17 protein-coding genes and 1 tRNA gene are annotated in these 17,800 nt (G+C 64.3%); 15 read left to right on the top strand and 3 right to left on the bottom strand.

What is annotated here, in order from left to right; all coding sequences use genetic code 11:
* Nucleotides 1–28 precede the first annotated feature (28 nt).
* Genes hisB through hisA form a run of 4 tightly spaced genes read left to right on the top strand, consistent with a single transcriptional unit; the run spans nucleotide 29 to nucleotide 2,573 of the window.
* Nucleotides 29–616 carry an imidazoleglycerol-phosphate dehydratase HisB gene (gene hisB / locus RQI43_RS12895; protein WP_311275425.1) on the top strand — a complete coding sequence of 196 codons (588 nt, stop codon included), beginning with the start codon at nucleotides 29–31 and terminating at the stop codon, nucleotides 614–616.
* Between the two features lie 33 nt (nucleotides 617–649).
* Entirely contained in the window at nucleotides 650–1,138 is a 489-nt protein-coding gene (locus RQI43_RS12890) for a DUF2628 domain-containing protein (protein WP_311275389.1), read from the top strand.
* Nucleotides 1,138–1,797 carry an imidazole glycerol phosphate synthase subunit HisH gene (hisH, locus tag RQI43_RS12885; RefSeq protein ID WP_311275388.1) on the top strand — a complete coding sequence of 220 codons (660 nt, stop codon included), beginning with the start codon at nucleotides 1,138–1,140 and terminating at the stop codon, nucleotides 1,795–1,797. The genes RQI43_RS12890 and hisH overlap by 1 nt, the downstream gene beginning before the upstream one ends.
* Before the next feature lie 41 nt (nucleotides 1,798–1,838).
* Nucleotides 1,839–2,573 carry a 1-(5-phosphoribosyl)-5-[(5-phosphoribosylamino)methylideneamino]imidazole-4-carboxamide isomerase gene (gene hisA / locus RQI43_RS12880; RefSeq protein WP_056430488.1) on the top strand — a complete coding sequence of 245 codons (735 nt, stop codon included), beginning with the start codon at nucleotides 1,839–1,841 and terminating at the stop codon, nucleotides 2,571–2,573.
* 142 nt (nucleotides 2,574–2,715) lie between these two features.
* Here hisA and RQI43_RS12875 read toward each other — a convergent pair whose 3' ends face one another.
* Nucleotides 2,716–3,213: an outer membrane protein assembly factor BamE gene (locus RQI43_RS12875; protein WP_056429879.1), complete on the bottom strand. Its 498-nt coding sequence runs from the start codon at nucleotides 3,211–3,213 to the stop codon at nucleotides 2,716–2,718.
* 173 nt (nucleotides 3,214–3,386) lie between these two features.
* Between RQI43_RS12875 and RQI43_RS12870 the strand changes: the two genes are divergently transcribed.
* From RQI43_RS12870 to RQI43_RS12820, 11 genes are all read left to right on the top strand, one after another.
* Entirely contained in the window at nucleotides 3,387–3,941 is a 555-nt protein-coding gene (locus tag RQI43_RS12870; protein WP_311275387.1) for a ubiquinol-cytochrome C chaperone family protein, read from the top strand.
* A 1-nt stretch (nucleotide 3,942) separates the two neighbouring features.
* Complete coding sequence (locus RQI43_RS12865) at nucleotides 3,943–4,449, top strand: DUF177 domain-containing protein (protein WP_056429883.1); 507 nt, start codon at nucleotides 3,943–3,945, stop codon at nucleotides 4,447–4,449.
* Nucleotides 4,450–4,687: 238 nt separating this feature from the next.
* Nucleotides 4,688–5,722, top strand: a complete 1,035-nt coding sequence (gene plsX / locus RQI43_RS12860; RefSeq protein ID WP_056255658.1) for a phosphate acyltransferase PlsX — start codon at nucleotides 4,688–4,690, stop codon at nucleotides 5,720–5,722.
* A gap of 27 nt (nucleotides 5,723–5,749) precedes the next feature.
* Nucleotides 5,750–6,727 (top strand): beta-ketoacyl-ACP synthase III, encoded by a 978-nt coding sequence (locus RQI43_RS12855; RefSeq protein WP_056429888.1) that lies wholly within the window; start codon nucleotides 5,750–5,752, stop codon nucleotides 6,725–6,727.
* Between the two features lie 129 nt (nucleotides 6,728–6,856).
* Entirely contained in the window at nucleotides 6,857–7,177 is a 321-nt protein-coding gene (locus tag RQI43_RS12850) for an integration host factor subunit alpha (RefSeq protein WP_056429891.1), read from the top strand.
* Between the two features lie 86 nt (nucleotides 7,178–7,263).
* Complete coding sequence (locus RQI43_RS12845) at nucleotides 7,264–7,755, top strand: MerR family transcriptional regulator (protein ID WP_056430493.1); 492 nt, start codon at nucleotides 7,264–7,266, stop codon at nucleotides 7,753–7,755.
* A gap of 198 nt (nucleotides 7,756–7,953) precedes the next feature.
* Nucleotides 7,954–8,403: a hypothetical protein gene (locus tag RQI43_RS12840; protein ID WP_056429894.1), complete on the top strand. Its 450-nt coding sequence runs from the start codon at nucleotides 7,954–7,956 to the stop codon at nucleotides 8,401–8,403.
* 183 nt (nucleotides 8,404–8,586) lie between these two features.
* A complete protein-coding gene (locus tag RQI43_RS12835) occupies nucleotides 8,587–10,539 on the top strand; it encodes a PrkA family serine protein kinase (RefSeq protein ID WP_207413608.1) in 1,953 nt (650 codons plus the stop codon).
* Between the two features lie 109 nt (nucleotides 10,540–10,648).
* The gene (locus tag RQI43_RS12830; RefSeq protein WP_056429901.1) at nucleotides 10,649–11,950 is read left to right on the top strand and encodes a YeaH/YhbH family protein; all 1,302 of its coding nucleotides are present in this window, start codon (nucleotides 10,649–10,651) and stop codon (nucleotides 11,948–11,950) included.
* A 117-nt stretch (nucleotides 11,951–12,067) separates the two neighbouring features.
* Complete coding sequence (locus RQI43_RS12825; RefSeq protein ID WP_311275386.1) at nucleotides 12,068–13,627, top strand: SpoVR family protein; 1,560 nt, start codon at nucleotides 12,068–12,070, stop codon at nucleotides 13,625–13,627.
* Between the two features lie 111 nt (nucleotides 13,628–13,738).
* Nucleotides 13,739–13,993, top strand: a complete 255-nt coding sequence (locus RQI43_RS12820) for a PilZ domain-containing protein (protein ID WP_311275385.1) — start codon at nucleotides 13,739–13,741, stop codon at nucleotides 13,991–13,993.
* Between the two features lie 207 nt (nucleotides 13,994–14,200).
* Here the strand turns inward: RQI43_RS12820 and RQI43_RS12815 are convergent.
* Nucleotides 14,201–14,277: transfer RNA gene (locus RQI43_RS12815), tRNA-Pro, on the bottom strand.
* A 198-nt stretch (nucleotides 14,278–14,475) separates the two neighbouring features.
* Nucleotides 14,476–17,685 (bottom strand): efflux RND transporter permease subunit, encoded by a 3,210-nt coding sequence (locus RQI43_RS12810; protein ID WP_056429910.1) that lies wholly within the window; start codon nucleotides 17,683–17,685, stop codon nucleotides 14,476–14,478.
* Nucleotides 17,686–17,800 lie beyond the last annotated feature (115 nt).

The following is a 17,800-nucleotide window of genomic DNA, read 5'->3' as shown; positions in this document are numbered from 1 at the left end:
CGGTCAAACCATGAGCGAACCCTCAGCGATGCGCTCCGCAAGCATCAGCCGCCGGACGGCGGAGACCGACGTCAGCGTGTCCATCGGAATCGATGGAACCGGCCGATCGACGATCTCGACGGGAATCGGCTTCTTCGACCACATGCTCGAACTCTTCGCCCGGCACGGGCTGTTCGACGTGGAGGCCAAGGTCACCGGCGATCTCCATGTGGACCACCACCACACCGTCGAGGATACCGGCATCGCTCTGGGGCAGGCCTTTGCGCGGGCGTTGGGCGACAAGCGTGGAATTGCGCGCTACGCCGATATCCACATGCCCATGGACGAGGCACTGACGCGGGTCGCCATCGACATTTCCGGACGGCCCTTCCTCGTGTTCCGCACCACGTTCAAGGTGGAGAAGATCGGGCAGTTCGACACCGAGCTGGTGCGTGAATGGTTCCAGGCTTTCGCCATGAATGCAGGGATCACCCTGCATGTGGAGACTTTGTACGGCGACAACGCGCACCATATCGCGGAGAGCTGCTTCAAGGGCTTGGCCCGTGCCTTGCGGAAAGCGGTTGCGGTCGATCCGCGCGAAGACGGTCGGATTCCCTCGACGAAGGGTTCTCTGTAGGGCCTTCAGGGGCGGGAAGAGGCGGACAGACGCATGCGCACCTACACCATTCATCTGCCGTCGGATGCCGTCGCGGGCGAATCTCACGGTCTCGACCGGGCGGTCCTGGTCCCCGACGGGTTCTCGCTCCAGGCCTTCGTCTTCGGTCCGCTCTGGTTTTTCTTTCATCGACTCTGGCTGGCCGGTCTCGGTGTGCTGTCCCTCCTCGTGGCAGCCGGTTTCGCCGGCCGTTTCCTGGGGCTCGGCACCTTCGCGGGCTTCCTCATCACGATTCTCCTGCTCCTTCTAGTGGGGATGGAGGCATCCAGCCTGCGCCGGTGGACCTATGCCAGGCGCGGTCGTCCCGCCCGTGACGCCGTGGTCGCCCATTCCGCCGAAGAGGCCGAGATGAAGGCTGTGAACCGCTGGCTGACGGCGCCCCCCGTGGTCCGGCCGGGCCCGACCGCCTATCCCGCCGCATCGGCGCGACCGGTCGATACGGCCATCGGCATGTTCCCCTTCGCCGAGCCGCGTCGTTCGTGATGTCCGAGACCGTCGCCATCATTGATTACGGATCGGGCAACCTGCATTCGGCCGCCAAAGCGTTCGAGCGCGCCGCCCGGGAGGCTGGACTGAGCGCGACCCGCATCGTCGTCACCAGCGATCCCGACGTGGTGTCGTCCGCAGACCGCGTCGTGCTGCCCGGCGTCGGCGCCTATGCCGATTGCCGCAAGGGCCTCGATTCCGTCTCCGGAATGGTCGAGGCGATGACGCATGCCGCCCACGAACGCGGCCGCCCATTTCTCGGGATCTGCGTCGGCATGCAGCTCCTCGCCAGCCGGGGCCTCGAATACGAGGTCACGCCGGGGCTCGGCTGGATCGCCGGCGATGTCAGCCCGATCCGCCCGTCCGACCCCGACCTGAAGGTTCCCCATATGGGTTGGAACACCCTTCGGCTCGAGCGTCCGCATGCGCTTCTCGATGGCATCGCCACGGGCGAGAACGGGCTGCATGCCTATTTCGTCCATAGCTATGCCCTCGATCCGGTCGACCGGCGCGATGTCGTGGCCGATAGCGAGTATGGCGGTCCGGTCACCGCCCTCGTTGCGCGCGACAACGTCGCCGGAACCCAGTTTCATCCCGAGAAGAGCCAGCATCTCGGTCTGGCGCTGATCGCGAACTTCCTGCGTTGGCGTCCGTAGACGCCCCACCGCTCATCGACATTCAGAAAGCGACATCCACCGTGATCCTGTTTCCGGCGATCGATCTGAAGGAAGGGCGTTGCGTTCGCCTCGTCCAGGGTGACATGGCGCAGGCCATCGTCTTCAGCGACGATCCGGCCGCGCAGGCGAGCGTGTTCGAGGAGCAGGGCTTCTCCTGGCTTCATGTCGTCGACCTCGACGGGGCCTTCGCGGGCGCGCCGATGAATGCGTCGGCGGTGGACGCCATCCTCGCCCGCACCAACCTTCCGGTTCAGCTCGGCGGCGGCATCCGCGAGATGCGTACGGTGGAAGCCTGGATCGAGAAGGGCGTCAGCCGGGTCATCATCGGCACGGCCGCCGTACGCGACCCGGCCTTCGTACGCGAAGCGGCCCGCCTGTATCCGGGCAAGATCGCCGTCGGCGTCGATGCCAAGGACGGTCGCGTGGCGGTGGAAGGCTGGGCGAAGACCTCCAGCACCACGGCCGAGGAATTGGGGCGCCGGTTCGAGGATGCGGGCGTTGCCGCCATCATCTACACCGACATCGCCCGCGACGGCATTCTCAAGGGCCTGAACATCGAGATGACCCTCGCCCTCGCGCAGGCCGTGACGATCCCCGTTATCGCGTCTGGCGGCCTGGCCTCGATCGACGACGTCCATCGCCTGCTCGAACCCGATTGCGCCATGCTCGCCGGGGCGATCACCGGGCGTGCGCTCTATGACGGCCGCATCGATCCGCGCGAAGCGCTCGCCGCCATCGCCCGGAAAGCGGCGTAACACCCGGCCTTGGTGAGGGCCCCTCATGGGGCGGGCTCACCGGGACTTCGTATAGGACGTCATCGCGCCACAGTCAGAATCGACATGAAAAAGCCGCGCGCCCATGGGGCGCGCGGCTTTTTCGTTTCCCTAGGAAACGGGGTTACAGGCCGTTCTTGGCCCCGGGCACAATGCTAGCGCCCGAGCCGCTACCGAAGGGCTCGTAGCGGGTGAGGCCGCGGAACAACTGGCCGAGGAAGGCACGATCGGCGCCGCTCGTGGGCGTGGTGCGCTCGATGAAGTCGAACACCTTGCCGTCCTGGAGGCCGTAGAGAGCGATGCGCTCCACTTTGAAGCCGGCGTTGAAATAGACGGTGGTGACCTTCTGGTCCTCCACCTGTTCCCCGAGGAACAGCACCGTGCGGCGCGAGTTCTGGGTGATGTAGTACCAAGTCTTGTTGCCGACGGTGGATACCGTGGAGGGCGTACCGAGGATCTGGAGCACCTGCTCCGCGCTCATGCCAGGCTTCACCGTGGCGAGAGCGGCTTGATCGATCTGGTATCCGTGCCGGAGATCCTCACCGATGCAGCCGGAGATTCCCACTCCGACAAGGCCGATGACGGCGAGACGGCTGATCGACGAGACGAAACGGCGCGACATCAGCCACCCTTGATCCGTTGAGACAACACGACGTTTGAACGTCATAGCTCGGTGCAGATCTCCACCTGGACGTTCCGGTGGAGCTTGCGCCCTGGCTGTCGGTTGCCGTACCGCGAGGTTATGGTTTTGACAAGGCAAGCTCGGCCACACCCCTCGCGCCTCCGGTGGACGGCATGATTTCGCGATTCTTCAAGCGAAGCTCGGCGCGCGCCAGCGTCGTCGAGGCGTTGCATCTGCGGATCAACGAAGCCTCGCGGGCGCCGGGGCTCTATACCCATCTCGGCGTCCCCGACACCGTGGAGGGCCGTTTCGAATGCCTGACGCTCCACGTCATCATGGTTCTGCGACGGATGAACCAATTGCCGGCTCCCGCGGCGGACATCGCCCAGGATCTGGTCAACGCGGTCTTCCTTCAACTCGATTCCTCGCTGCGCGAACTCGGTGTCGGCGATTTCGGCGTGCCCAAGCGCATGAAGAAACTGGGTGCGGCCTTCTACGGTCGCGCGGCGGGTTACGACGGCGCCCTGGATGCGAGGGACGAGGACGGCCTCAAGGCCGCCCTGGCCCGCAACGTCATCGGCACCGAGACACCGGAGGCGGGTGCCGGCCTCGCGCGCTACGTGCTGAGAAGTGTCGATCTTCTCGATGCGCGCGACCTCGACCGGATCGTCTCGTACGGGCCGGGCTTTCCCTCCCCGCTCACCCTCAGCCAATCAGGAGACATCTGACATGACGGCAAAGTCGACGGCCGGGCCATTGTCGCGGCCATTCCGGGTCGACCGCCTGCCCAGGGACAGGGCAGGGATCGTCATTGATGCGACCCCCGAGGAAGAAGCGGCGCTGGCGGCGGATTTCCGGATTCCGGCCATCCGCGATCTCGTGGGCCGGCTACACTGGAGCGGAACGTCCGCCCGCCTCGTCATCACCGGCACGGTCTCGGCCTTCGTCACGCAGGTCTGCACAATCAGCCTCGAGCCGTTCGAGGCGGAAATCTCCGAACCGGTCGAGATCGTGTTCAGTGATCACGAGCCGGAAAAGGACGCCGGAGACGAGGAGGCCGATATCCCGGATCCGATCGTCAACGGTACGATCGACCTCGGACAGGTCACCGCCGAATTCCTGGCGCTTGGCCTCGATCCGTATCCGCGTAAGCCCGGCATCGACTTCGAGCCCGTCACCGACGCGACGGAATCGCCGCTGGCCATCCTCAAGACGTTGAAGCGCGACGAGGCCTGACGCTCTGCCCGAGCGACGGATTTTCGGGGTTCCGGCGCCGAAGTCGCGATACGGATTCCGGAAAAGCTGAGATTTCGTTTGCCCGCCGGGCTCGAACCGCTATTTTCCGCCGCGCCGAGGAGGGGCCCGCCCATGCGGGTCCATGCCTCTCGACCATCCCTTCTCGCCGAAGGGCGTCTCATCGACCCTTTTGCAAGAGGGGTCTGTCCGTCCTGAAAGAGGCCTCCGGCCGAACCACATGTCTCAAAGAGTGTGCATCTCGCTCGACGCCATGGGCGGCGATCACGGTCCTACGACCGTGGTTCCCGGCGCCGCCATCGCGCGCGAGCGCCATCCCGAGATGACGTTCCTGATGTTCGGGGACGAGGCCATCCTCGCCCCGCTGGTGGCGGCCGAACCGCGCCTGAAGGGCGCCGTGGAGATCCGCCATACCACCGTGGCGATCTCCATGGACGAGAAGCCGAGCCAAGCCGTGCGTTCGGGCCGAGGCAAGTCCTCGATGTGGCGCGCGATTCAGGCCGTGAAGGACGGGGAGGCCGATGCGGCCGTCTCCGCCGGCAATACCGGTGCGCTCATGGCGATGTCGAAAATCTGCCTGAAGACCTTGGCCGGTATCGAGCGCCCTGCCATCGCGTGCCTCTGGCCGACCGTGCGCGGCGAGAGCGTCGTTCTCGATGTGGGGGCGACCATCGGCACCGACGCCGAGCATCTCGTGGAGATGGCCCTGATGGGTGCCGCCATGGCCAGGATCGTGTTCGATCTCGACAAGCCGACCGTGGGCCTGCTCAATGTCGGGACCGAGGAGATGAAGGGCAACGAGGCGGTGAAGGAAGCCGCCCGGCGCCTCCGTGAAAGCGATCTGCCGAACCTGACCTATCACGGCTTCGTGGAGGGCAACGACCTCGGCAAGGGCACCGTGGACGTGGTGGTCACCGAAGGCTTCACCGGTAATATCGCGCTGAAGACCGCGGAGGGCACAGCCAAGCAGATCGGCAGCTACCTGCGCGCGGCCATGAGCCGGACCCTCTCGGCCAAGATCGGATACTTTTTCGCCCGGCAGGCTTTCAAGGCACTCCGCGACAAGATGAACCCGAGCCGGGCAAACGGTGGCGTCTTCCTCGGTCTGGAGGGTATCGTCATCAAGAGCCACGGCTCGGAAGATGCCCATGGTTTCGCAGCCGCCGTCGATCTTGCGCACGATATGGCGCGTCACGACCTGATGCGGACCATTCGCGACATGCTCGAACTCACGCCCATGGCCGCCTCCGCATGAGGTGGTCGATGCCGGATCGGATCTGACATGGCGGTTATACGCTCCGTAGTGGCGGGAACGGGCTCGGCCCTTCCCGCTCGCCTGGTGACGAACGACGAGTTGACGAAGACCGTCGACACTTCCGACGAATGGATCGTCCAGCGCACGGGTATCCGTCAGCGCTACTTGGCCGATGCCGGTGAGACCACATCGACCCTGGGCATCAAGGCCGCTGCCGCTGCCCTGGAAGATGCCGGGCTCGGTCCGGAGGATATCGACCTCGTCATCTGCGCCACGTCCACGCCGGACCATACCTTTCCGTCCGTGGCGACCCAGATCCAGGCGGGGCTGGGGATACGGTCGGGTTTCGCTTTCGACCTCCAGGCAGTCTGCGCCGGGTTCGTCTACGGCGTCGCCACCGCCGACAAGTTCATTGCCTCCGGGAGCGTGAAACGCGCGCTCGTGGTCGGCGCCGAGACTTTTTCGCGAATCCTCGATTGGGAAGACCGCACGACCTGCGTGCTGTTCGGCGATGGGGCAGGGGCGATCGTGCTCGAAGCCCAGGACGGCGAAGGGACGAGTGACGATCGTGGCGTACTCACCAGCCACCTGCGGTCCGATGGACGGCACCGGGAGAAGCTCTACGTCGATGGCGGCCCCGGCTCCACCGGCACGACCGGCCACCTGCGGATGGAAGGCAAGGAGGTCTTCCGCTTCGCGGTAGGCTCGGTGACGGATGTCATCGCCGACGCGTTCGCCGCCACGGGGACGAGCGCGGACGATCTGACATGGTTCGTGCCGCATCAAGCCAACCGGCGCATCATCGAAGCCTCCGCCGACAAGCTCGGCATCGACCGGAGCAAGGTCGTCCTCACCGTCGACCAGCACGGCAACACCTCGGCGGCCTCCATCCCGCTCGCCCTCGATGCGGCCCGCAAGGACGGTCGGATCAAGCGCCGCGATCTCGTGATGATCGAAGCCATCGGCGGTGGTTTCACCTGGGGCGCCTCACTCATCCGTTGGTAGGGCGCGCCACGCTTCCATGGCATGGCCAAGCTTTGGATCGGACGCGCGGTTGACCGCGGGGCAAACGAAGATTAGCGTGTCCGATCATAGAGATACGTTAGAAAATACGATTCGTTTGGGGAATGACGCATGGCAGGGAAGACGGTCACACGCGCCGATCTGAGCGAGGCCGTCTATCAGCAGGTCGGCCTGTCGCGGACGGAATCCGCGGCTCTCGTCGAGACCGTGTTGTCGGAGATCTGCAGCTGCCTCGCATCCGGTGAAACGGTGAAGCTGTCCTCGTTCGGTTCCTTCGTCGTTCGCGGCAAGGGCCGGCGCGTCGGCCGCAACCCCAAGACCGGCGTAGAGGTCGCCATCGAGCCGCGCCAGGTGATGGTGTTCAAACCTTCCAACGTGCTCAAGGCCCGGATCAACGGCGTGAACGGCGTCGCGGAACAGGACGACGATTGAGGTCCATCATGCCGCTGGCAGCCAAGGTTCCGACCGATCCGACCTCCGGCAGGGATGGCTCCTTCGAGGCGAGCATCCCCGGCCTGATGGATCACCGCGACACCGTGGAGAAGCGCCCCGGCGCCTTCCGCACCATCAGCGAAGTCGCCGACGATATCGACGTTCCGCAGCACGTCCTTCGGTTCTGGGAAACCAAGTTCACCCAGGTCAGGCCGGTCAAGCGTGCCGGTGGTCGGCGCTACTATCGGCCCGAAGACGTCGACCTGATCAAGGGCATCCGCCGCCTGCTTCACGACCAGGGCTACACGATCCGTGGTGCCCAGCGTGTCCTGAAGGAGAATGGCATCCGCTTCGTGCAATCGGTCGGCCGAGGCGAAGCGGAGGTGGCGGCGCCGAGCCAGCGCGATCTCGACGCCGGGGATTCTGAGGCAGAGGACGAAGCGGTCAGCCATCTCGCCGGCGACGAGCGCCAGAGCCTCGATCGACAGGCTCTGAGGGCAGTGCTGGACGACCTTTACGCGTGCCGGGATGCTCTACGGCATCTCCGCGACCCGTCGGATCCTTCGGCTCACTCCTGAGACGTCCATCGGGGTCGGCGCGAGGGACGTTTTGCACCTGATGGATCGTTTGTGTCCGGGAGCGTGCGGAATCCTGCTCGCGAAGGAAACGTTCCGGTGCCCTCGACGGCGGGCAGGCGCCTTCCCACATGCATCCGGCCACGGCGGTCGCACTTTTTTCGTCCCATAAGGTCGCCAGGCATCACCGGAGACCGCCCGATGTACGCCGTCAAATCGAAGACCTCTCTCGCAGCAGGCCTGTTTCTCGCCCTGGCCAGCGTCCCGGCTATCGCCCAGGACACCGCGACCCGCTCTGAGACCGCGGCACCCGGCAAGAGCGTCCGCATTCTCATCGCCTCGAACCTGAAGGACGATTGCAAGCCGGGCTCGATGCCCGAGATCCGCATCAGCACGTCGCCCAAGAACGGATCGCTCATCACCAAGACCGGCAGCGTCACGACCCCGTCGAGCCACAAATGCCCGAACAAGAAGACCGCCGCGACGGGTGTCTTCTACCAGAGCAAGGACGGGTTCACCGGAACCGACGAAGTCGTGGTCGAGGTGAAGAAGGCCGATGGGAAGACCACGACCCAGACGATCAACATCACCGTCGGCGGTTCGGCCACAAAGGGCGGTGACGAGAGCAAGAAGGGCGCCACCGACCTGTGAGCCTAGCCTGAGACCATTCAGGCATGACGCGTCCGGCGGCCTGTATCCACGCCGCCGGACTCCGCACTGTGGCAAGCTTCCCACGCTCAATTGCCGTCGCGACCGCACTGCGACAAAACTGGGCCTGTCAGTTGCATCCTAGCCGAGACAGGATGAAGCTACGTCAGTCGTGAAGGGATCGGGATGCCAATGCCATCGACGAACGACCTGTTCCAGAGCTTTACCCGGGGTTACGAAGCACGCCGCGACACGGAGATGAGCCTCTCCGAATTTCTCGAGGCCTGCCGCGACGAACCCCTGATGTATGCGACAGCGGCCGAACGCATCCTCGATGCGATTGGCAAACCGGAATTCGTCGATACGTCCAAGGATGCCCGCCTCGGCCGGGTGTTCATGAACCGGACGATCCGGATCTACCCAGCCTTCTCGGAATTCTACGGCATGGAGGAGACGATCGAGCGGATCGTCTCGTTCTTCCGGCACGCCGCGCAAGGTTTGGAGGAGCGCAAGCAGATCCTCTATCTGCTCGGCCCGGTGGGTGGCGGCAAGTCGTCTTTGGCCGAACGGCTGAAGGCGCTGATGGAGGTCCACCCCATCTATGTGCTTAAGGCAGGCAACGAGGTCTCGCCCGTCTTCGAAAGCCCCCTCGGCCTCTTCGACCCCGAAGTGATGGGGGCCGAGATCCAGGAGCGCTACGGCATTCCCCGCCGCCGTCTCACCGGACTGATGAGCCCCTGGGCCCTGAAGCGCCTCGATGAGTTCAACGGCGATATTTCGCAATTCAAGGTCATCAAGGTACGGCCGTCGCGCCTGCGCCAGATCGGCATCGCCAAGACCGAGCCCGGCGACGAGAACAACCAGGACATCTCGAGCCTGGTCGGCAAGGTGGATATCCGCCGCTTGGAGACGCTATCCCAGGCCGACCCCGATGCCTATTCCTACTCGGGGGGCCTCAACCGGGCGAACCAGGGCGTTCTCGAATTCGTCGAGATGTTCAAGGCGCCCATCAAGATGCTGCACCCGCTGCTCACGGCGACGCAGGAGGGCAATTACGTCGGGACCGAGAATATCGGTGCGATCCCCTTCACCGGGATCATCCTGGCGCACTCGAACGAGTCCGAGTGGCAGACCTTCAAGACCAACAAGAACAACGAAGCCTTCATCGACCGCATCTACGTGATCAAGGTGCCGTACTGCCTGCGGGTGACGGAAGAGCAGCGGATCTACGAGAAGCTCGTCTCGGGCTCCGAACTGGCGGACGCGGCCTGCGCTCCCGGCACGCTGGAGATGCTGGCACGCTTCTCCGTGCTCTCGCGCCTGCGCGAACACGCGAATTCCAACGCCTTCTCGAAGATGCGCGTTTACGACGGCGAATCCCTGCGGGAGGTCGATCCCCGCGCCCGTTCCATGCAGGAATACAAGGATTCGGCAGGCGTCGACGAGGGCATGGACGGCATCTCCACGCGCTTCGCCTTCAAGGTGATGGCGGCGACGTTCAACCACGACACCACCGAGGTTTCCGCCGATCCCGTGCACCTCATGTACGTGCTCGAACAGGCCTTGCGCCGCGAGCAATTGCCGCCGGAGACGGAGAAGCGCTACCTCGAATTCATCAAGACCGAGCTAGCGCCGCGTTATGCCGAGTTCATCGGCCACGAGATCCAGAAAGCCTATCTCGAATCCTACCACGATTACGGACAGAACCTGTTCGACCGTTACATCGACTACGCCGATGCGTGGATCGAGGACCAAGACTTCAAGGATTCCGAGACGGGGCAGCTTCTCAATCGTGAACTCCTGAACCAGGAGCTCACCAAGATCGAGAAGCCGGCCGGCATCGCGAATCCCAAGGATTTCCGCAACGAGGTGGTGAAGTTCGCCCTTCGCTCGCGGGCCCAGCATGGCGGACGCAACCCATCATGGACCTCCTACGAGAAGCTGCGGGAGGTGATCGAGCGCCGGATGTTCAGCCAGGTGGAGGAACTGCTTCCGGTGATCTCCTTTGGTTCGAAGAAGGACGGCGACACCGAGAAGAAGCATGGCGAGTTCGTCGACCGCATGGTGGCGCGCGGCTACACCGAAAGGCAGGTCCGACGGCTGGTCGAATGGTACATGAGGGTGAAACAGGCGGGCTAGCTTTCCGAGCGCGTCCCGTCGCGACGGACAGACGGGCGGGCATCATCGATGTCCGCCCGCCACGACCAGCGAACTGCCAGAGTCTTGAAGGCGAGGGCGAAAACACCGGATGCACATCGTCGACCGTCGATTGAATCCAGGAGGCAAGAGCCTCGCGAACCGTCAGCGCTTCCTGCGCCGGGTCAAAGACATGGCCCAACGTGCCGTGCGAGAATCGGCCCGCGAGAAGGACATCAAAGATCTCGGCAAGGATGGCCGCGTCACGGTTCCGGGCGACGGCGTTCGCGAACCGAGATTCAGCCGGCAATCCGGCACCGGATTTCAGGATTACATTCTTCCCGGCAACAAGACCTACGTGGAGGGAGACCGGATCGAGCGTCCCCCCGGCGGCGGCGGCGGAAAGGGCTCGGGGGAGGGCGGTGAAGGCTCCGAGAACAGCGAGGACGCCTTCAACTTCGTGCTGACGCGGGATGAGTTCCTCGAACTCTTCCTCGAAGACCTGGAGCTCCCCGACCTCGCCAAGCGCCGCCTCTCCGTGGTGGAAACCGAGGGACTGCGTCGGGCGGGCTATACGGTGTCCGGCTCGCCCGCCAACCTCGCCCTGACGCGCACCCTGCGCAATTCCATGTCGCGCCGCATCGCTCTGAAGCGGCCGAAGCCGAACGAGATCGCGGAACTCGAGGCGCGGATCGCCGACGCCCACGGGACCGACCCGCTTCTGCCGGACATGAAGCTCGCCCTCGAAGCCCTGCGCGAGCGCACCCGGCGCATTCCCTATGTCGACCCGATCGATCTTCGCTACCGCCGCTTCGAGCCTTATCCGCGCCCCATCGCTCAGGCGGTCATGTTCTGCCTGATGGATGTGTCCGGTTCGATGACCGAGCACATGAAGGATCTGGCCAAGCGCTTCTACATCCTGCTGCACATCTTCCTCACGCGGCGCTACCGCCACGTGGAGATCGTCTTCATCCGCCATACCGACAAGGCGACGGAGGTGGACGAGGAGACGTTCTTCGGCTCGCGCGAGACCGGCGGCACCTTGGTCTCGTCGGCCTTGGTGGAGATGAAGCGCGTCATCACCGAGCGCTACAGCCCGGATGACTGGAACATCTACGCCGCGCAGGCCTCTGACGGCGACAACGTCTCCAGCGACGGCCCGACTGCCACCGAATTGCTGCGGGCGCATATCCTGCCCGCCTGTCAGCACTTCGCCTATCTCGAGGTCGGCGACGAGAACGGTCCACGGGCCGGCTTCGTGGAGCACCGCACCACCCTTTGGCGCACTTATGAGGGGCTCGCCAAATCGGGCGGCGCCATCGCCATGCGCAAGGTCAACCACCGCCGCGACATCTACCCCGTCTTCCGCGACCTGTTCGGGCGAAAAGACGCCCGGGCGGAGGCGGAGGGGTGAGCGGCGCTCACGCGCGCGACCCTCGTCCCGCTACGGAGGAGGGAAGACCTGTTCCGGCCTCTCGGTCTTCAGCGATGAGGCGGACGGACTATACCGACGCATAGATCGGGACCACGCATGACACTCACGCTTCCCCAAACGATCTCGGGCCGCCAGACACCCCTGTTCAGCGGGAACGACTGGGATTTCGACACCATCCGCCGCATTCATGACGCGTGCGAGGCCGAGGCGCGGGAACTCGGCCTGTCCTGGTACCCGAACCAGATCGAGATCATCACCGCCGAGCAGATGCTCGACGCCTATGCCTCCATCGGCATGCCGCTCTTCTACAAGCACTGGTCCTTCGGCAAGCATTTCGCCCAGCACGAGGCCGGTTACCGGCGGGGGATGATGGGGCTCGCCTACGAGATCGTCATCAATTCCGATCCGTGCATCTCCTACATCATGGAGGAGAACACGGCGACGATGCAGACGCTGGTGATCGCGCATGCCGCCTTCGGCCATAACCACTTCTTCAAGAACAATTACCTGTTCAAGCAATGGACCGATGCCGAGGGTATCCTCGATTACCTCGACTTCGCGAAGGGCTTCATCTCCCGATGCGAGGAGCGCTACGGCCACCATGCCGTGGAGCAAGTGCTGGACGCCGCGCATGCGCTGATGAGCCAGGGCATCCATCGCTATCCCCGCAAGAAACGGCCCGACCTCGCCTCCGAGCAACGTCGCGAGCGGGAGCGGGCTGAGCATGGCGAACAGATCTACAACGATCTCTGGCGAACCCTCCCGCAAAAGACCGCCGGCGCCAGGCCGGATGCGGCCCTGGAGCGCCGCAAGGCGCTGCTGGAGCTACCGCAGGAGAACCTGCTCTATTTTCTCGAGAAGGCCGCCCCCAGGCTCCGGCCCTGGCAGCGCGAGATCCTGCGCATCGTCCGTCTCGTGGCGCAGTATTTCTATCCCCAGCGCCAGACCAAGGTGATGAACGAGGGCTGCGCCACCTACTGCCACTATCGGATTATGACCTCGCTGTCGGAGAAAGGGCTCATCAACGAAGCCGCCTATCTCGAATTCCTGCAGTCGCACACCAACGTCATTCGCCAGCCGAACTACAACGAGCGCGGCTATGGCGGGCACAATCCCTACGCCATCGGCTTCGCGATGATGCAGGACATCGCCCGCATCGTGGAGCAGCCGACGGAGGAAGACCGGCAATGGTTCCCCGAGATCGCCGGCACGGGCGACGCGATGGCGACCCTGCGCGACATCTGGGCGAATTATCGGGATGAGAGCTTCATCGCGCAGTTCCTCAGCCCCAAGCTCATGCGCGACATGCGCCTGTTCCACGTCGTCGACGATCCCGACGAAGCCGAACTGCGCGTCGAGGCGATCCATGACGAGCGCGGTTACCGCAAGCTACGCCGATCCTTCGCACGACAATACGACGTTGCCTGGCTCGATCCCGATATCGAGGTGGTGGATGTCGACCTGGAGGGCGACCGCCGCCTCATCGTCCATCACAAGGCGCTGAACCGCATCACGCTCCAGGCCGACGATGCCAGACGCGTCCTGCAGCATCTGGCGAATCTCTGGGGCTACGACGCGGTGCTGAAAGAAATCGACCCGGCGACGGGCGCGATCCTCGCCGAACATCACGCGGCGGCGCGGCCGATCTTCTTCTGACGGGCCGGAAAACACGGGATTGAGCCGCGATGCATCGTATTTGATCCATCGCGCTCGCCTTTCCTTCGCAGGCGCTCACCCATCCTCGAAGGCGCAAATGGCGAGGTTTGTATGAGTGAGCGTCGGATCGATGAGCGGCTCCGCAAGGACGAGGCTGGCCTGATCGCCATAGACGAACACACGACGATCCCCTGCATCGTCTACGACATATCCGCCTCCGGTGTGCGCCTCACCCTCCCGGAAGCCATTCAGGTCCCTGACACCTTCATCCTGTACTCCGCCTGTGTCGCGGGGATGGAAGTCTGCCGCGTGGTATGGCGCGGCGAGGAGACCATCGGTGCGACCTTCAGCAGGCTGACGGCCTGAGGTTCGGTACACCGGACCTCGCCGGCCGCGTAGCCGTCCCCGCCGCCCGATCGGCGTCTGATCTCAATTCAGCCGTATCGCGATGCATCCGGAGTCGATGCCGAAATCCGGAATCCCCGGGCAAACAAAAAGGCCGGGGCTGCGCACCCCGGCCTTTCCGTCAGGACGGACGACATAAGCTCGAAGGCCAATGTCACCGCGTTTTAATGGTCGGAGTAGCAGGACTTGAACCTGCGACCCCCTGTCCCCCAGACAGGTGCGCTACCGGGCTGCGCTATACTCCGTCAAGAACCGTCCTGACTACCGATCGATTGCGAAAGACACCGATCCAGTCCTTGGTCCGAGGACCAACGCGCTGACTGGACTGCGCTCCGCTTCGACGCCCTGTAACGGGCTGAGGGGTCTTAGCTTCACGGTCCTTCCCGTGCAACCCCTTTTCCGCGAGTCCGGCGCAGAGCTTCATGCGCCGGACCTTGTCGTCTTCACGCGTGCGACGGCGTCGCGTGGGGATCGTGCTTGTCGGGGGTGGTGTCGTGCGGATCCTTGCCACGCTTCTTGGCGAACCAGATCAGTATGTTGCGGATCGCCACGTAGAAGACCGGGGTCAGGAACAGCCCGAAGAACGTCGCGCCGATCATACCGAAACAGACGGCGGTTCCGAGAGCCTGACGCATCTCCGCGCCGGGACCGGTGGCGATGACGAGGGGGACCGTACCGAGGATGAAGGCGAAGGCCGTCATCAGGATCGGGCGCAGGCGCAGGCGGCAGGCTTCCACCGCAGCGGCAACCGGCCCCTTCTTCTCCGTCTCCTCGAGCTGGTGAGCGAATTCCACGATCAGGATTGCGTTCTTCGCCGCCAGACCGATGAGCACGATCAGCCCGATCTGGGTCAGGATGTTGTTGTCCTGCCCCCTGAACTGGACCGCGCCCAAGGCCGAGAGCACACCTGTCGGCACGACGAGGATGATCGCCAGCGGCAGCGCCCAGGATTCGTACTGCGCCGCGAGCACCAGGAAGACGAGGAGCACGCCGAGACCGAAGACGTAGATCGCGGTGTTACCCGTCGCCTTCTGCTGGAAGGCGATCTCGGTCCAGTCGTAGGCGTAGCCTTCCGGCAGGGACTGAGCGATCTTCTCCATCGCTGCGAGCGCCTGGCCGGTCGACACGCCGGGCTTGGCATCGCCCTGGATCGGCACCGAGTAGAACAGGTTGAACCGCTGGACGATCTGCGGCCCGCTGATCTCGCGGATCGAAGCGAGGGTTCCCATCGGCACAAGGGCGCCGGTGGAGGAACGCACCTTCAGCCGCTCGATATCGCCCTTCTCCAGGCGGAAGGCCGCGTCGGCCTGGGCACGCACCTGATAGATACGGCCGAACGTGTTGAAGTCGTTGACGTAGGCACCGCCGAGATTGGTCTGCAGCGTCGCGAAGACCGAGGCGAGCGGCACGTTCAGCATCCGCGCCATCGTGCGATCGATGTCGATGAAGAGCTGAGGTGTGTCGTTGCCGAAGGTGGTGAACACGCGCTGGACGTCGTTGCTCTGGTTCGCCTGACCGAGAATCTCGTTCGTGGCAGCCAGCAGCGGAGCGATGGCCGAGTTCTGGCGGCTCTCGATCTGCATCTTGAAGCCACCGCCGGTACCGAGGCCTCGGACGGGCGGCGGCGGAATGAACAGGACGCGGGCCTCTTGGATCGAGGCCGTGGCCTTGAACACGTCGCCGGTGATGGCCGCCGCCGTCCTACCCGTCGTGGCACGCTCCTTTGCCCCCTTCAGGACCAGGAACATCACGGCGCCGTTGGTGGTGTTGGTGAAGGTCGCCCCGTCGAAGCCCGAGATGATGACGGCATCGGCGACGCCGTCGACCTTCAGGGCCATGTCGGCGGCCCGCCGCACCACGGCGGTAGTGCGCTCCAGAGCCGAGCCCGCCGGCAGCTGGACGACGCCGATGAGGTAGCCCTGGTCCTGTTGCGGGATGAAGCCGGTGGGCGTCGTGGTGGCCACATGCAGCGTTCCGGCGATGATCGCGGCATACACCACCATCATACCGAGCAAGCCGATCATGCGTCCGGTCAGGAAGCCGATCGTCGCCGCATACCAATGCGAGAGCTTGTCGAAGCCCCGATTGAACAAGTCGGCGAGCCAGCCGAAGAACCGCGTCAGGAAGAATTTCGGCTTGGCATGTTCGTGGTGGGGCTTCAGCAGAAGCTTGCAGAGCGCCGGTGACAGCGTCAGCGAGTTGAACATCGAGATGATGGTCGAGGCCGCGATGGTCAGCGCGAACTGCTTGTAGAACTGGCCGGAAATGCCCGGGATGAACGCCGTCGGGATGAACACCGCCGACAGGACGAGGGCGATGGCGAGCACCGCGCCGCCCACTTCGTCCATGGTCTTGTGCGCGGCGTCTCCGGGCGAGAGTCCCTCGGCCATGTTGCGCTCGACATTCTCCACCACGACGATCGCGTCGTCGACGACGATGCCGATGGCGAGAACGAGCCCGAAAAGGGTCAGGTTGTTGATGGAGAAGCCGAAGGCCTGCATGGCGGCGAAGGTGCCGATGAGCGAGACCGGGATCGCGATCACGGGGATCAGCGCCGTGCGCCAGCTCTGCAGGAAGACGATGACCACGACGACCACGAGGGCCACGGCTTCGAACAGGGTCTTGTAGACCTCGTGGACCGATTCTTCGATGAACTCCGTGGGGTTGTAGGCGATGCGGTACTCGACCCCCGGCGGGAAGCTCTTCTTGATCGTCTCCATCGTCGCCCGCACCTGCGAGGCGGCTTCGAGTGCGTTGGTCCCCGGACGCTGGAACACGCCGACGCCGACGGCGGGGGTCCCGTTCAGGAAGGACTGCGTGGTGTAGTCCTTCTGGCCCATCTCGGTGCGGGCAATGTCCTTTACGCGCACGAGGCGGCCGTCGCTGGCCTTGACGATGACCTCGGTGAACTCCTCCGGGGTCTGGAAGCGGCCCTGGGACTGGACGACGAGCTGGAAGGCGTTGTCCTTCGGCGCGGGCGGGGCGCCGAGGGCGCCGGAAGCGACCTGGACGTTCTGCTCCTGCAGGGCCGAGATGACGTCGGTGGTCGAGAGCCCGTAGGCGGACAGCTTGTTCGGATCGAGCCAGATGCGGAGCGCGTATTCGCTGCCGCCGAACACGGTGATGTCGCCGACGCCATCGAGGCGCAGCAGTTCGTCGCGGATCCGCAGGTAGATGTAGTTCGAGAGGTAGTTCTGGTCGTAGGTGTTGTCGGGCGAGAGCAGGTGCACGACCATCATCAGATCGGGCGACGACTTACGCACCGTGACGCCGAGGTTGCGCACGTCCGGCGGAAGACGCGGCTGCGCAACCGAAAGGCGGTTCTGCACCAGCACGTTGGCGATATCGAGGTTGGTGCCGACCTTGAAGGTGACGGTCAGCTGCATGTTGCCGTCATTGGTCGACAACGACGTCATGTAGAGCATGTTGTCGACGCCGTTCACCTCCTGCTCGATCGGCGTCGCGATCGTCGCCGCAACCGTCTCGGCATTGGCGCCCGGATAGGAGGCGCGCACGACGACGGTCGGTGGAACGATCTCGGGATATTGCGCGACGGGCAGCGACTCGTAGGAGACGTAGCCGAGGATCAGGAAGATGATCGACGTCACCGACGCGAAGATCGGCCGATCGACGAAGAAGTGGGCAAAGCGCATCGGTCAAACCTCTCGCCGCATAGGAGCCCTAGGCAACCTCTGCGGGAATGTTTCTTCGTTCGCCGTCACGAGCCCGCCTGATGTCACGCCCCTGAAACGGAAGGCGGAAACGAGC

The organism is Methylobacterium sp. WCS2018Hpa-22 (assembly GCF_031843785.1).
Classification (GTDB): Bacteria; Pseudomonadota; Alphaproteobacteria; order Rhizobiales; family Beijerinckiaceae; genus Methylobacterium.
The sequence above is the reverse complement of the archived record's forward strand: the minus strand, read 5'-3'. Positions and strand labels throughout refer to the sequence as shown.